Source organism: Aequorivita aquimaris, from assembly GCF_001573155.1.
GTDB lineage: Bacteria > Bacteroidota > Bacteroidia > Flavobacteriales > Flavobacteriaceae > Aequorivita > Aequorivita aquimaris.
Window position 1 is genome coordinate 12,773 of the sequence record NZ_JRWG01000006.1, and the last position, 14,286, is coordinate 27,058.

The 14,286-nt window shown below is 40.9% G+C and carries 10 protein-coding genes; 3 read left to right on the top strand and 7 right to left on the bottom strand.

Features of this window, described 5'->3' with window-relative positions:
• Positions 1–63 precede the first annotated feature (63 nt).
• Positions 64–372 (top strand): STAS domain-containing protein, encoded by a 309-nt coding sequence (locus tag LS48_RS10185; protein WP_062622444.1) that lies wholly within the window; start codon positions 64–66, stop codon positions 370–372.
• Positions 373–1,041: 669 nt separating this feature from the next.
• Here LS48_RS10185 and LS48_RS10190 read toward each other — a convergent pair.
• The 5 genes from LS48_RS10190 to LS48_RS10210 form a co-directional block, all read right to left on the bottom strand.
• On the bottom strand, positions 1,042–3,444 hold the full coding sequence (locus tag LS48_RS10190; protein WP_062622616.1) for a TonB-dependent receptor: 2,403 nt from the start codon (positions 3,442–3,444) through the stop codon (positions 1,042–1,044).
• A gap of 96 nt (positions 3,445–3,540) precedes the next feature.
• The gene (locus LS48_RS10195) at positions 3,541–4,080 is read right to left on the bottom strand and encodes a hypothetical protein (RefSeq protein WP_062622445.1); all 540 of its coding nucleotides are present in this window, start codon (positions 4,078–4,080) and stop codon (positions 3,541–3,543) included.
• Between the two features lie 155 nt (positions 4,081–4,235).
• On the bottom strand, positions 4,236–5,633 hold the full coding sequence (locus LS48_RS10200; RefSeq protein WP_062622446.1) for a T9SS type A sorting domain-containing protein: 1,398 nt from the start codon (positions 5,631–5,633) through the stop codon (positions 4,236–4,238).
• A gap of 111 nt (positions 5,634–5,744) precedes the next feature.
• Positions 5,745–6,635: a DUF808 domain-containing protein gene (locus LS48_RS10205; protein WP_062622447.1), complete on the bottom strand. Its 891-nt coding sequence runs from the start codon at positions 6,633–6,635 to the stop codon at positions 5,745–5,747.
• 88 nt (positions 6,636–6,723) lie between these two features.
• Positions 6,724–8,865: a S46 family peptidase gene (locus LS48_RS10210; RefSeq protein ID WP_062622448.1), complete on the bottom strand. Its 2,142-nt coding sequence runs from the start codon at positions 8,863–8,865 to the stop codon at positions 6,724–6,726.
• Positions 8,866–9,659: 794 nt separating this feature from the next.
• Between LS48_RS10210 and LS48_RS10215 the strand changes: the two genes are divergently transcribed.
• Positions 9,660–11,411, top strand: a complete 1,752-nt coding sequence (locus tag LS48_RS10215) for a T9SS type A sorting domain-containing protein (RefSeq protein WP_062622449.1) — start codon at positions 9,660–9,662, stop codon at positions 11,409–11,411.
• A 64-nt stretch (positions 11,412–11,475) separates the two neighbouring features.
• Here the strand turns inward: LS48_RS10215 and LS48_RS10220 are convergent, their stop codons facing one another.
• Together LS48_RS10220 and LS48_RS10225 are read right to left on the bottom strand one after the other, a co-directional pair.
• Positions 11,476–12,522 (bottom strand): RluA family pseudouridine synthase, encoded by a 1,047-nt coding sequence (locus tag LS48_RS10220; protein ID WP_062622450.1) that lies wholly within the window; start codon positions 12,520–12,522, stop codon positions 11,476–11,478.
• On the bottom strand, positions 12,509–13,141 hold the full coding sequence (locus LS48_RS10225) for a PASTA domain-containing protein (protein WP_062622451.1): 633 nt from the start codon (positions 13,139–13,141) through the stop codon (positions 12,509–12,511). The genes LS48_RS10220 and LS48_RS10225 overlap by 14 nt, the downstream gene beginning before the upstream one ends.
• 110 nt (positions 13,142–13,251) lie before the next feature.
• Between LS48_RS10225 and LS48_RS10230 the strand changes: the two genes are divergently transcribed.
• Positions 13,252–14,229 (top strand): D-alanine--D-alanine ligase, encoded by a 978-nt coding sequence (locus tag LS48_RS10230; protein WP_062622452.1) that lies wholly within the window; start codon positions 13,252–13,254, stop codon positions 14,227–14,229.
• The last annotated feature ends 57 nt before the right edge of the window (positions 14,230–14,286 follow it).

The window sequence follows — 14,286 nt, forward strand, 5'->3', positions numbered from 1 at the left end:
AAATCGCAATCGCCCTTAAATTCCTACGCAAACCTATGTGATCATTAATTTTAATCACTTGGCATGATATTGCATAGTTTTTTAACCAACCGTTTTCTAAGCTTGGAAGGCAGATTATACAGCGGCAACCTCTCTGAAGTACAATTTAAAATTGAAGCCGCATTGGACAAAACCCAATCGTTGATCATTGATTTGGATTCTCTGGAAAGATTTGACGAAGCAGGGGCCTACATGCTGTATATTACCTCGGAAAAGGCACGGGAGAACAATAAGAAAATTATTCTGTTCTGCAAGAAAAACCAAATTGTAAAACGTGTTTTTAATTTTGTAGGCATCCAGTATTCCAGCAATTTACCAATACCTAGTTTTTAGGGCATTTTTATTTGCTTTTCATACTATAATTGGATATGTTTACCCAGTAATCAAAAACTTTCGTTATGCTTGGTTTTTATTCATTTAGTAAGAGCAATTGTAACCTGAACAAGTTGCGGAAATCTTTGGTTGCACTTCTTAAACCGAAAATCATCTTCCCGAATTAAGGCGCACCCGCGAGTGTGCCGTTACGGTTTCCTTTTTTACGCAAAATAACCCATCCATTTAAAGTATCAGCACTGCTGGTAAAACCGACTCGCTATATATTTTTTTTAAAAAAGGAAGCCGGGATGTTATAATTTCAAAACTTTAAAAATTTATATCATGGCAAAGGGAAGAAACCTTAGAGCCTCCACTAAAGATGCTAAGGCATTGAAACAGGAGAAAATATTGAAAAAACTGGAAGAAAAAAAGATGAAGAAACGCAAATCGCGCGTTTAGGTTTTTTTTAATAGTTGGTTTGATGATTGAGAAAGGCCGGGATCAGTGTCAAAATATACCCGGCCTTTTATTTTAGGTGAATCCTAAAAAGTCAAAAACCCGCACTGTTATGGTGCGGGTTTTCTCAAATTAAGTGGGGAGAAATAAGCCATAAGGCTCAATCCAAATATAAAAAAAATGTGAATACAAACCCACATATTTTTTTGTTCCGAACCTTGGGAAATTAAACTAAAAATGTGCCGTAATTGAAAGAATAAAATTTCTTCCAGCTCCTGAAATTCCGGAGCTATAGGGTCGATAACGCTGATCGGTAAGATTTTCAATTCCGCCGCTTACATCAAAGGTATCCGTTAACTTATAAAGGGCCTTAAAGTTAAGGGTGTACCAAGCGGGTGCATACGGATCTCCATTTTCATCAAGCGCATAAATTTCCGTCTTCTCCTTTTCTCCTTCAGGCAGCTCGTCAAAATCATATTTCCCTTGATAGTTCACGTTCAGCTCCATACGCAACTTATTCGCTTTATAATTTAAGCGCGAAACACCGAAAAATGGTGAAGCGTGGCGCGAAGTACTTGTTTCTCCATTGTCCAATTCCTCTTCACCCTTCTGAAAGTTTACATCTGTTGAAAAGCCAAAACCCTTGGGCAATTTCACCTCCACGCCTGCCTGCACACCATATACATGTGCCACGGCTGCATTTTGAATTGCTTGCACTTGGCTCAATTCACCTTGATAGAGTATGCTGTCCTGCCCATTTAGTTTAAAATCCCTGCGCACCAAAGCATCTTTCAGGGATGTGTAATATCCAGTAACATCTACTTTAATAATGTCATCAAAAACCTTTGCAATTCCTAAGTCTGCATTGTAGGCATATTCAGGCTTCAAATCTGGATTGGGAACAACAACACTGCCAGGTTCCGAATCAAAAACTTTTCCCACATCATCTACATTTGGTGCTCTAAACGCGCTTCCCAAGTTGGTACTTATCACCCACGAATCGTCCGGACGATATACCCCGCCAATGCTTCCGGTAAGCGCGCCGTTCTTCAACTTGGCTTCCGTGAAGGGAAATGGATAAAAGGCAGTATCAAATTCAGAGTCCAGCAACACGTAGTTGTAACGCGCGCCAGCACTTAATGTGAAATTATCGGCTACTTTAAATTCATCGGTTACATACACAGCCATTGACTGCCAGGTGGATTTTGGATACCGAGCCGGCCCCATCACGGAAACTTCTGTTGAAATATCTGTTATTTCTCCATTGGAAGTAACATCGTTCAGCACATATTCCACTCCATAAAAAAGGGTATTCTTTTCTCCCGTACCCTTTATAAAATCCAGGTTTGCAGAGTAAGCTCCCACTTCTTCACTTTGTGAATTGCGTTCATTGCTGTTAAACGATCGGTCTATCCTGCTCTCCTCAAACCACTGGTGCGCCAAGCGAAGGCTCAATTGGTCAAAAACCGAATTGTTTGCGGAATGGTTTACACTTAAATTGTTCATCATCCAAATCTGCGGGCCATAATCCCATTCGGCATAACGGGCCGTACCATTGCGAACGCGCATATGCCTGTCATATCTTCCGTAAGGTGAAGTTTCCGAAAAATGGAACCCATATTGAAAATCCCATCGGTCATTTGGCTGAAAGCGAATTTTCTGCATCATATTTATCTGCGAATAGGCCGAGGGAATCTGCAATAGCTTATCATCCTGCGCAATTACCACATCGGTGCTGTCCTGTCTTTGCACATAATAATCCTTTATGTAATCTTTGGGCCCGTGGCTTCCTTGGCGTAAATGGTCATAATCCCACGAAGTGATGCTGGTTACAAATGCCCAATTCTTGAACCCCAGATTCACATCAAAATGTCCTGTTTTTTCATTGTTGGCAGAAGAATAGCGCACATTGGCTTTCCCCGTAACCAAAGGCGAATCGGTTAATGAAAACCGTGGTGTCAAGGTTTGAAAACTCATTACCCCACCAATGGCGTCGCTGCCGTAAATTACTGATCCCGGACCAAAAAGTACTTCCGTGCCCTCAATGGCAAAAGGATCTAGGTTGATTACATTTTGAAGATTTCCGGAACGGAAAATAGCCGTGTTCATCCTAACCCCATCAACCGAATACAACAAACGGCTTGTTGCAAAGCCGCGAATCATGGGGCTTCCCCCACCCTGCTGACTCTTCTGTACAAATACTTTTCCAGAAATACTCAATAGATCGGCTGCGGTTTGTGGGTTTTGAAGGGCCACATCTTTTGCGGAAATGGAAATAATCTTTGAGGGAACATCATCACTGCTCTGTCTCCATCGAGACCCGGAGATAACTACCTCGTCAAGATTTAAGTTTGAAATTTCAAGCGAAAGCGAAAACCCCTCTGCCTCCAGCTCGCTATAACTCTTTACAACCGTTTTATAGCCAAGACTGCGTATTTCAATCTTTTCGACATTCTTAAATGCTGAAATATCAGCCTTGCCTTTGGCATTTGTGGTGACATATAATTTTGAATTTGCGCTAAGGGTAACCAACTCCACTGGTTCGTTGTTCTGCGCATCAGTTATGGTAATGGTTTGGCCGTAGGAAGTTCCCACAATAGCCAACAATAACCATAGCATGTATAGTCTTTTCATTTTATAATTGATTTGTTTAATTGTTAAGGTGTCAATAAATAACACAATAAGATACACTTTCAATATATTGAAAGCTACTGATTAAAATCTAGGACACTAACTATACTGTGGGGGTGGTGTGGGAGGACTTAAACGTATGGTACTAAAATTGTCCTCATATACTATGGTCTGATAAATTTCAACTAAGTATTCCGGGACAGTGGCCTGCCACTCAAAAAGCGTTGAACAGAAAAAAGATTGTAAATAAATGGTTAGTTGGTTTTGGGTTCTTTGCTTGTCCTTGTCTTTATCAAAAGTCTGGGCAACCAGTTGTTCCAACTTTTTATTAAGGGCAGTTTCCTCGTGGTCCCACCAGCATCTGTAGTAAATTGTATCTCCTTTTATTTCATTTGAAACTACATCATACATTTGCCCCTCGTATTCAAATTCCTTGGAATGTTCCCACCGCAGTTGTTTCTTTGCCTCTTCTTTTGAAAATTTCAGCAGTACTAATTCATTTTGGTCTATTCCTGCAACCATTTTCCATTTAATTTCCCGTTTCAACGCAGCTTTCTCAAAATGAAGATAAAGAAACATGGTTGCCACTGGAGCGAACAATATAAACAGAAATGCTATGGCAAAAAGTCTTTGTTTCAACCTAAGGAATTATTTCGTATTCAAATGTCGCAAAATTGAAAGTATTTGCGCAATCATTTCTTACATTTTATTGTTCAATTAAGTCTACATAAATACAATAAAAAAAACCACCCGTAAATAACGGATGGTTTTTCTGTATTATTCAATATAATAGCTTACTGAACGCTCAACTGCTTAACCGCAGTACCTTCGGCAGTAGTAATTTTCACTAAATATATACCATTAGCCAGTGAAGAAGCATCAAAGTTATTGCTGCTAGTTTCCATTAGCTTTTGACCGGTTACACTGTAAATCACAATATTCTCAACAGTTGTATTGATGGTAACAGTTGATTTTGTTGGATTGGGATACAATGTAATTTGCGAAAGAGCAATATCATTCACACTTAAAAATGGTTCCACCACAACGTCAAAATTGCAGCCCGCAGTGTTTCCGGCATCGTCTGAAGCTTCAATGATTATATTGGTAGTACCTACTCCCACCATCGTTCCCGCAGCTGGAATCTGTAGTGTTGTAAAAGTAGTAGCACAGTTGTCGGTAATTGTAACCAAACCATTGGCAACGTAATCTGGAATTTCATACATATTATTGGAATCTGCCATTACGGTTTGTGTTGGAGGACAAACAACTTCTGGAGTTTCTGCATCAACAACAGTAACTGTAAACGTACAAGTACTAGAGTTACCTGCAGCATCTGTAGCTGTAAATTCTATAGTAGTAACTCCCACAGGAAACTCCGAACCACTAGCAAGGCCTGCAGTTTGAACCACTACAGGGTTAGGGTCTGTATCATCAGTGGCAGTTGCAGGATCAAAAGTTACAATAGCACCACAAACACCAGCATCGTTGTCTTGTTCAATATCCGCAGGACAAGTAATTACTGGAGCAGTTGTATCAGTTCCAGTTCCGGTAATCACAAATGTGTCAACAGCAAAATCCTCATCACCGGAATCCACAGAAACTGTCAAACGTAAGTCAAGCACAGCACCAGTTCCTGTTATAGTCTTTGTAAATACTTGTGCGGCGTCTGTCAACAACGCTCCGTCTCCCTCGCCATCAAAATCGGTATCTTCTCTAAAATTTCCGTTGGCAGTTCCACCACCACCTGTAAAATCAGCTCCTTCAAACCAGATAAGGTTTTGGTAGCCCCCGCCGTCAATTTGATAATCTATACGGATGAAGTCTAAATCATCAATGTCTCCAGGAGTATCGAAAAATTCAGCAAATTCACCGCTAAACATCAAATCCGTTAGTCCATCTATATCAAGTCCTGTCCAATCAATTATTATAGGTAAGGCAGCACCTTCCCCATCTAAATCCATTCCTGTTAAAAAACCATCTGTAAAACCAGTGTATGCCTTAAGCTGTGTTGGAACTGGCTCCCCGTTAAAATCCTCAACCACGGCAAGTCCGAAGAAATCTCCAGCGCCATCAGAAAAGAAAGGTGTTGAGGTAACAAAGCCACTATTATCGTCAAAGGTTTCGTTTAAAACCTGCGCAGATGAAGCAGTGGCAATAAGTAAAGCAAAAAATAATGTGTAAAATTTATTCATAATAATTTTTAAGGGTTAATACTTTTTCGGCGGCAAATATAGTATTGTATTTGTAGGAAATAAAATGATATTAATCAATTTATCGCTACCGAATAGTTAAGAAATTAATTGTTAAGCAGATGCTTTTCTTCTTTTTGCCATTCGCCAGAGTTTTTGGAAGATAACTACAACCCCTAAACAGATAAAACCTACAGCCAGCCCCACGGCAAATTCCAAAAGAAAGGATGGCCATGAGGGTAAAAAATGATGGAAGAAATCTACATTGTGTACAAAGATGCCGCCCGAAACCAAGATCAAGGCAATAGTACCAATAACACTTAGGCTTTTAATAACTTTTGGAAGTGCTTGTACTAAAAAAATTCCAAGCCTACGTGAAAAACTAGTTTCTGTCTTACTGCGTTTTATCAATTTAAAACCTGCTTCATCCATACGTACTATAAGTGCTACAATGCCGTATACACCTACGGTGGCCAGTATAGCAATAATGCTCACCACCATAATCTGGGTGCCTATGGGTTCTTCTACCACGGTACCCAAAGCTATAATCACAATTTCTAATGACAGGATAAAATCGGTCACAATTGCTGATTTTACACGTTCTTTCTCAATCGCCAAAATTTCACTTTCGGCAAGGCCTTCCTCTACAAATGATTCTTTAGCATGGGCGTGGGGGAAAAAGAACTCATATATTTTCTCAGCCCCTTCATATGCCAAATACAAACCCCCTAAAATTAAGATGATGGTCACCGCCCATGGTAAAAAAGCACTCAGTAAAAATGCAATGGGCAGAATAATCAATTTATTGAGAAACGACCCCTTGGTAATCGCCCAGAGTACAGGAATTTCACGGGAAGAAGCAAAACCGGATGCCTTTTCGGCATTCACCGCCAAGTCATCCCCCAATATACCCGCTGTTTTTTTGGCCGCCACTTTACTCATCATCGCCACATCGTCCAGCAATGCTGCTATATCATCCAGTATTGCGAAAATCCCTGATGCCATATATCCTACAATTATATATAAAATTAAAACCCCGTAAATATAAATAAATATACAGGGTTTTATAAAAAGGTATTGGAAGAAAAAGTGCTTACTTCACTATCGTCAATTCATCAATAATATGGCTTGCTCCCGCAAACTTGTCTATTAAAAACAGTACATAGCGAATGTCCACATTAATGGTGCGCTGCAGTTGATCGTCAAAAATAACATCACCTGCCATTGCCTCGATGTTTCCATCAAAAGCCAAGCCGATCAATTCACCTTTGCCATTCAATACTGGCGACCCGGAATTTCCTCCTGTAATATCGTTATCAGTCAAAAAGTTTACGGGCAAATAACCGTCATTATCCGCATATTGACCAAAATCCTTATTCTCATAAAGGTCTATCAATTTCTGCGGCATATCAAACTCATCATCTCCAGGTTGGTATTTTGCAATAGTCCCCTTCAGTGTTGTGTAGTAATTTTTCACAGCATCATTGCGCTTATCTTCCGGCAATGCAATTACCTTTCCATACGTTAAGCGAAGAGTGCTGTTTGCATCGGGATAGTATTTGGCATCTGGATTCATCTCTCGCATACCTTGTACCATCAAACGGTATGCACGCTCAAAATCGTTGTTCAATTGCTTTTCTTCTTCAGATTCATAACGGTAGCGCTTCAGCAAATCTGTAGATAGCTGAAACAATGGGTCATTTTTTAAAACCTCAGCATCTGGATTTGCCATAAAGGCCTCCACTTTTTCCTTTGATTGAAAAATACTGTTCTCAAATGCAGTGTTCAAATAATCATTCCATCCTGCCTCGCTTTTATTATTGGCAGTGGCAATGCGCGCTACCATAGGCGCAATATTTTCAGCTTTGGTTGAATAAAGCTTCAACTGGGCAGCCAGCACATCCTTTTCCAAAGGCATATAAATACCCTCATACAGATCGTTTATTTCAGCTTCCAATTGTGGCTTAACCTCAGCCTGTTTCGCTTCATTCTGTTGTAAATAATAATCCATTGCATTGCCCAAACGGTACGGAATGGTCGCCATTCGGGTACGCAACAACAAGCCCAAATAGTTATCGTGGGCACTGGCTTTATTGGTGTTTTTATAATAATTGTTTATAACGGGTATCACCTCCTCAAACCTATCATTGCCCTTTTTGGAAGCCCATTTCTGAAATGCCTTCTCCTCATTCCGCTTGCTTTCTGCAGTTTTATGCTGCGTAAGCGCATCTATCATTCCTTGGCGGTTTTTCCAATAATTAGCAATAGAGGCATAACTGGAAGCATAATCAAGTTTTACTTGCTGATCCTTGTCCATATATTTCTTCATTACGTCCATAGACGTTTTGGAAGCCTCTACCCAAGCGGGATAAGCATATTCCACATTCTGTTGAATACCGCCTGCTGGCATCCATCGGTTTGTCCTTCCCGGATATCCCAGGATCATGGCAAAATCGTTTTCCTCAAAGCCTTTCAAGCTTGTGGTTAAGTGGTATTTCGGCTTAAGCGGCACATTGTTGGGTGAATACTCCGCAGGGTTGCCGTCCTTATCGGCATACACTCTGAAAAGTGAAAAATCTCCCGTATGTCTTGGCCATTCCCAGTTGTCGGTATCGCCTCCAAATTTTCCGATATTGGCCGGCGGCGTACCTACAAGGCGCACATCGTTATAATCTTGGTAAACAAAGTAGTAAAATTCATTGCCTTGGTAAAAGGATTTTACCGAAACGGTATATTTTCCACCCTCGTTGTTTTCCTGCTCAATCTTTGCGATTTCACGGTTTATGGCAGCTTCGCGTTCGGCTTCAGTCATTTTATCATTCACCTGCCCCAAAATGCGTTTTGAAACATCATCCATACGTACAAAAAAGCGAACGGAAAGTTTCTTTGGCTTTAATTCCTCAGCGTGATTTCCCGCCCAAAACCCATTGGTCAAATAATCGTTTTCCGCAGTGGAAAGTTCTGCAATTTGGCTGTAGCCACAATGGTGGTTGGTAAGCACCAAACCGCTATCCGATATAATTTCAGCTGTACATCCACGGTTAAACTGCACTATGGCGTCTTTAAGACTGGAATTATTGATACTGTAAATTTCTTCGGGCGTAAGCTGTAGCCCCATTTTCTGCATATCGCGGTAGTTCAATCGCTCAATATGCATCAAAAACCACATACCCTCATTGGCCTGAACAGGCAAAACAAAAGTAGCGAGGAGAAAGCAAATAAGTAATTTTTTCATTCGTAAAGGGAGTTATTTATTAATAAAATGCTCAATAAATAGACGTAAAATACGCTGAAATTTATCGGCTTGTAAATATAAACGCATTCGTCTACTATACTGCGCGAACGTTACCGAAAAGAATAATTTTAACTTTTTGTTAAGAGAAGATGGACAATGTTATAAAAATATTCCCCGCCCTAAAAGGGAGGGGTGCCTGCGAAGCAGAAGGGGTGGGTACTTGTTATAAAAATAAAAGACAAAACCCCTTCGGTCTTTTGGCAGAAAAAGCCAAAAGCCACCTTCCTCTTTAAAAATTTAGAATCTTCTATTTGAAATTATCACAGGGGGAAGGAACTAGTAATATGCAAAAATCAAAAAAAAAGTAATCGCTCTCCCTGCCCTGTATGGCAGGGGTGGCTGCAAAACAGACGAGGTGATTGCTCACTAGCTTGAATGGAATGGCAACTCCTTAGAAGAGAACGCAACTCCAAAAAAATACAGACCAACTAATAATTCAATTATTGTAATAATTACTTATTACTTCCAAACCTGAAAACAAAAAAAATTAAAAATAGAATAATGCATTATATCATAATAAACCAATAGTTTAAAGTATATGTATAGCATATTCATAGTATATATATAATGTATTTATAGCGTGTTTAAAGCGTATTTTATAAATATTAAATCCATTACTTCAATATTAAACCCTTCATCCTTTACTGCTGAAAATTTCCAAGTAAGCTTTCTTGCCCCATCTTTTTGATAACCCAACATTTATCGATAGCTTTATAAAAATAAACTGAAAACTTATGAAAAAAACCATTACCCTCCTATCTGCACTTGCTTTAGCCATAGGCTCCACAGCCCAGCAAGAAGGCAAAAAAGCATCTTTAAATCAAGACGGCACCATTTCCGTAGAAATGGTTACACTACCCCAAGATTATAACAATACAGAACAAACCCAAGTATTTGACCAACTCTGGCGCTTTGGGGAGCCAGCACATCCCAATTTTAAAAACAGTCGTGGCACCACCTTGGCAGATATTGATAATGATGGTATAGACGAAATACTCTACGGTATCTGGAATACCCTTTATGCCCTTGAAGGTAACGGTACAATACTTTTCCAAAAAACCGTTAGCGGCACCATCCTACTTCCTCCATCGGTTGCAGATTTAAACAACGATGGCACCCTAGAGATTGTCCTAAACACAGGTGGCGTTCCCAATGCGGGACGCGTTTACCTTCTCGATCCCACAGGAGCAGACCTCCCCGGCTGGCCCTTAAACTTTGACGACCATTGGATGATCAATGCCCCAGCCCTCGCAGATTTGGATGGCGATGGAATGCTGGATATTATTACCGGCGAACGTGTGGGTAGTTCACAAGGTTTTGTACACGCCATTAAAATGGACGGCACTCCAATCAACGCCAACTGGCCTGTGGAAGTAGCCGCCACCCCTGCCTTTACCCCTTCCATTGCTGATGTGGATAATGACGGCAGCAATGACGTGGTAATCGCGGCTTCTTCCGCAGGCATGTATATCTTTGACAACCAAGGACAGCTATTCCCCAACTTCCCTGTTGTTGACCCCAATGTGAAATATTCCTACCAATCACCCATGCTCGCAGACCTCGATAATGATGACGACCTTGAAATTATAGGAAGCAACCACGGCGATGCCCCAGGCTTCTACGTGATGGAACACGATGGCTCATACAAAGCAGGCTGGCCTATTGCTACCAGCGAGTGGACCTATTCCCCCTCCACCGTTTGGGATGTAGATAATGATGGCATCTTTGAAATCTTTATGTCAGACCGTAATACAAGCGGCACCCAGGGCGTGGAACTTCCCGTCGTTTATGGCCTCGATCCAAATGGATCAAACCTGCCCAACTTCCCAATAGAAAAATACGGCGGCACCGAAGGGGTTATCTCCCTAGCTGATGTGAATAATGATGGAGCTTTAGATGTTGTATTTCCAAGTGTCATTACAGATGCTGCCGGTTATGGTTATATCCATGCTTACCATATGGATGGCAGCGGTGAGATAGACGGTTTCCCACTACGTCCTCGCGGTTTTACCTTTTTAAACGGAGCGGTATTGGGCGATGTGGATAACGACGGTATGCTGGACCTTACAGCCAATAGCTACACCCTAACGTTTGGCGCCGGTGTTGACTCTACTTTTGTAAGTGTGTACAACCTCAACGTACCCTACAATCCAGACCGTATAAAGCGGAACGGCTACAAAGGCAATAATACCCGAGAAGGTTTTGTTGAAATAGAAGAAATTGTAGGTGTTACAGATTTTAGTGCCAGCTCCGTAATAAGTATTTTCCCAAACCCCTCGGAAGGCATCTTAACATTTAAGCTTCCACAGGATATTGTAAATGGTAACTTTAAAGTTTATAGTGTGGACGGAAAAGTGGTCTTTTCTGAAGAAGGCAATCTGCAAACTACAAATAGTTATAATTTAAAGCATTTAAATAACGGATTGTATTTTGTTTCCATCTCTGACGGAAAGAAAACGTTTACAGCTAAATGGGTGAAGAATTAAAAACTTAGAAAGCTTGATTGTTTGGTCGAACAGAGATCTCGACTCCGTTCGACCCGACAATCATTTATTCAATCACATGCTGCGAATAGTTTCGCCACTTATTCAAACACGCCTCCATATCTTCGGGAATGGGGCTTTCAAAGCGCATAAACGCTCCCGTAGTTGGGTGTACAAACCCTAAAGTGCGGGCGTGCAATGCCTGACGCGGCAGTACTTTAAAACAGTTTTCAACGAACTGTTTGTATTTGCTAAAAGTAGTTCCTTTTAAAATCTTTTCACCACCGTAACGCTCATCGTTAAAAAGGGTATGGCCTATGTATTTCATATGCACCCTTATTTGATGCGTTCGTCCAGTTTCCAACTTACACGAAACAAGGGTCACATAACCCAAACGCTCCAATACTTTATAATGGGTAACCGCGGGTTTGCCCTTTTCCTCTTCATCGTTTTCGTAAACGGTGTTTTGTAAGCGGTTTTTGGGATGGCGGCCGATATTGCCTTCAATAGTACCCTCGGCCTCTTCCACATTACCCCACACCAAAGCCACGTATTCGCGCTCTGTGCTTTTGTCGAAAAACTGTTTTGCGAGGTGCGTCATCGCTTCCTCAGTTTTGGCAATAACCAACAAGCCACTGGTGTCTTTATCTATTCTATGGACTAAACCGGGTCTGTTACTTGAATTATTGGGAAGGTTTTCAAAGTGATAGGTTAACGCGTTTATAAGCGTACCACTGTAATTGCCGTGACCGGGATGCACAACCATTCCGGCGGGTTTGTTTACCACAAGTACAGCATTGTCTTCATATACAATATCCAAGGGAATATTTTCGGGCACCAAAAGAAACTCATAGGGCGGATGCTCAAAAAGTACCGTAACCACATCATTGCCCTTCACTTTGTAATTACTCTTAACGGGAAGCCCATTAACGTATATATTTCCAGCGGTTGCTGCTTTTTGTATTTTATTGCGGGTCGCTTTTTCAATCAGGTTCATCAGGTATTTATCTACTCTAAGCGCCCTTTGCCCTTTATCTGCCTTAAAGCGGTAATGCTCGTAAAGATCATCACTGCCATCAGTATCATCAATTTCTTCTTCGCTAAAATTCGTCATTGTTCTCTTCTTCATTTTCAGTTGGAGCCTCTAGATTTTCTTCGGAAGAATCGTCTTCTGTTTGAATTCTATTGAGCGATTCATCCCCAACAATCAAATCTATTACCGAAGTTTTCTGCAGCGGTGTGCCCACCTCAAGTTTTTCACCTTTGTAGCGCATTTCCAAAACGTTGTCGCTAATATGCGGACGGTAACTTATCTTTCCTATTTTGAAACCCATGGCCAGTAGTGTAGGCTCTGCCTGTCGGCGCGTACGCCCCAACACATCGGGCACTTCAATTTTACGGTAGCCCGAAGGATTCAGCGTTAAATATAATTTTCGGTCTTCCTTTACAAATTTTCCCGGTTTTGGTATTTGGTCAATCACGGAATATTTTGGAAAATCAGGGTTGTAATTTGCAGAATCCAAAATTTCATACCGAAGATCCATCTCGTCCAATTTCTCCTCTACTTTATCCAAGGACATTTTGGCAAGGTTAGGTACTTCTATCGTTTCATTATGGTTTGTACTAAAGCGCAACCACCATAATATCAAAAAAGCCAAAACAAGCAAGACCACGATAGCCAAGAGCAACTGCTTTAAAAATGCCTTGGAAAATACAAACTGGATAAAAGTCATACGTTTCTTTGTTAATGCACAAAAATATAAAACCCAAAGTTAGTATCTTTCTATGGATAAGTGATATTTTTGTTTTACCAGTTATTTAACGCAGGTTTTAATTATTTGTTATGGGCAAAAAACGTATTGCCGTTGCTATGGGCGGCTATTCCAGCGAGTTCGAGATTTCGATAAACAGTGGCGATGTGGTTTGCAACGCCCTCGATAAAAACAAATATGAAGTATATCCGGTACATATTTTGGAAGAAGGATGGTACTTTGTAGCCAATAACGGCACAAAACACCCTGTAAATAGAGCCGATTTCAGTTTTGACAATGGCACGGAAACCATCAGGCCCGATGCTATTTTCAACACAATCCACGGCACGCCTGGCGAAGATGGCTATCTGCAGGCCTATTGGGAATTGTTGAAAATTCCACACACGAGCACAGATTATTATTCCGCCGCACTTAGTTTTAATAAACGGGACTGCCTTTCGGTATTGAAGAATTTTGGCATTCGCGCAGCAAATTCGTATTACATAAATAAGGGCGGTGAGATTAATGTTGAAGAAATAGTAAAGAAAACCGGCCTGCCCTGTTTTGTAAAGCCCAACCGCTCCGGTTCCAGTTTTGGCATCAGCAAAGTGAACGAAATGGACGGAATGATGCCCGCAATAGAAAAAGCATTTACTGAAGACACCGAAATAATTATTGAGACCGCCCTGGTAGGCACCGAAGTTTCCGTAGGGGTTTATAACAAAGGCGAAGAGATAATCGCACTTCCAATAACCGAAATTGTATCGGAAAATGAATTCTTTGATTATGAGGCCAAGTACCTTGGAAAATCACAGGAAATCACTCCTGCAAGAATTTCAGAAGAAGAAACCGAAATGGTTCAAAAAGAAGCCGTCCGTATTTATAAATTATTAAATATGAAAGGTATTACCCGCAGTGAATTCATTCTTGAAAAGGGAAAGCCTTATTTTTTGGAGATAAACACCAATCCGGGCCTTTCAACCGAAAGCATCGTGCCCAAACAAGCCCGCGAGGCGGGAATGACGCTTACGGAGTTTTTTGATATTTTAATACAGAATGTACTGAAGTAGTTTCAGGTTTCAAGTTACAGGTTTCAGGTTTAAAAACTTAACAACCCATAACTCATA

Excerpts from the sequence above, each read along its gene's own strand:
- LS48_RS10220 (WP_062622450.1), bottom strand. The coding sequence starts at position 12,522 with ATGACGAATTTTAGCGAAGAAGAAATTGATGATACTGATGGCAGTGAT.
- LS48_RS10200 (WP_062622446.1), bottom strand. The coding sequence starts at position 5,633 with ATGAATAAATTTTACACATTATTTTTTGCTTTACTTATTGCCACTGCT.
- LS48_RS10185 (WP_062622444.1), top strand. The coding sequence starts at position 64 with ATGATATTGCATAGTTTTTTAACCAACCGTTTTCTAAGCTTGGAAGGC.
- LS48_RS10210 (WP_062622448.1), bottom strand. The coding sequence starts at position 8,865 with ATGAAAAAATTACTTATTTGCTTTCTCCTCGCTACTTTTGTTTTGCCT.
- LS48_RS10215 (WP_062622449.1), top strand. The coding sequence starts at position 9,660 with ATGAAAAAAACCATTACCCTCCTATCTGCACTTGCTTTAGCCATAGGC.
- LS48_RS10230 (WP_062622452.1), top strand. The coding sequence starts at position 13,252 with ATGGGCAAAAAACGTATTGCCGTTGCTATGGGCGGCTATTCCAGCGAG.
- LS48_RS10205 (WP_062622447.1), bottom strand. The coding sequence starts at position 6,635 with ATGGCATCAGGGATTTTCGCAATACTGGATGATATAGCAGCATTGCTG.
- LS48_RS10190 (WP_062622616.1), bottom strand. The coding sequence starts at position 3,444 with ATGAAAAGACTATACATGCTATGGTTATTGTTGGCTATTGTGGGAACT.
- LS48_RS10225 (WP_062622451.1), bottom strand. The coding sequence starts at position 13,141 with ATGACTTTTATCCAGTTTGTATTTTCCAAGGCATTTTTAAAGCAGTTG.